At 41.6% G+C, this 1,148-nt stretch carries 1 protein-coding gene and 1 pseudogene; both read left to right on the forward strand.

Annotated elements, in window-relative coordinates; genetic code table 11:
- Window positions 1-314, forward strand: a pseudogene (locus tag AC3WR0_RS25355) (IS3 family transposase); the annotation flags it as partial.
- A gap of 35 nt (window positions 315-349) precedes the next feature.
- Window positions 350-1,148, forward strand: a 799-nt coding sequence (locus AC3WR0_RS25360; protein WP_492554847.1) for an IS3 family transposase, incomplete at its 3' end; no start/stop codon positions are given.

The following is a 1,148-nucleotide window of genomic DNA, read 5'->3' on the forward strand; positions in this document are numbered from 1 at the left end:
ACGAGTATAAACAAGGGAAATCTCCTTCCCAAATCTTTGTGGAACACGGATTTAACCTTGAAGTGATCGGACCGAAACAGCCAAGACGCTGCCTTCAACGATGGAGGGAAACTTTTGAACGGTTTGGGGAGGAAGGCTTTCTTACCGAACGACGTGGAAAAGGGGGGACGGGCAGGCCTTCTACAAAGCCCTTGTCAGTTGAGGACCAACTACGAAAGGCTGAACAGAGAATTAAATTTCTTCAAGCGGAAAATGATTTCCTAAAAAAGCTGGAAGCACTAGAAAGGCAGGCGTTGAAAAAGAAACGATTCTAACACCGTCCCAGAAATTCTATCTGATCGAAAAAACGATAAGAGAACACCAATTGGAATATGCCGTTTCCTATCTTTGTGAATTGGCTGAAGTAAGCCGGAGCGGTTATTATGATTGGCTAAAAGCAGCCTCTTCCCGTGAAAGACGTGAAGAAAATGACGAACTGGACGCAGAGCTAATCATTCGCATTTTTAAAGAGCATAAAGGAAAACTAGGAGCTCTCCAAATCAAAATGCTTCTGGAAAATAACCATAATGTCGTCATGAACCTTAAGAAGATTAGAAGGCTTATGTTAAAATACGGTTTGATCGCAAAACTAAGACAAGCAAACCCTTATCGAAAAATGGCCAAGGCTACTCAGGAACATCAAACGTGCCCTAACCAGCTTGACCGTGAATTTGACCAGAAGGAACCGGGAAAAGTTTTACTTACCGACATTACTTATCTCTATTATGGAAAAGGCCAAAAAGCTTATTTATCCTGTGTAAAGGATGGTTCTACCCGAGAGATACTAGCTCATCACTTATCCTCCACTCTCGAAATGGATATAGTCTATGAAACGTTAAGAAAGCTGGAATTGGCTGTGGGGGGACATTTCCATCCAGAATCCCTCCTCCATTCAGATCAGGGATTCCACTATACGCATCCTGTTTTTCAGGATAAAGTAAAGAAATTGGGCCTTAACCAATCCATGTCCCGAAAGGGAAACTGTTGGGATAATGCCCCTATGGAATCATTCTTTGGCCACTTTAAGGATTTGGCAGAATATAAATCTTGTACAACTTTAATGGAAGTAAAAGCAGAAGTAGATCGTGTTATCTATCATTACAACAATC

Source organism: Neobacillus sp. FW104-15D2 (genome assembly GCF_058790155.1).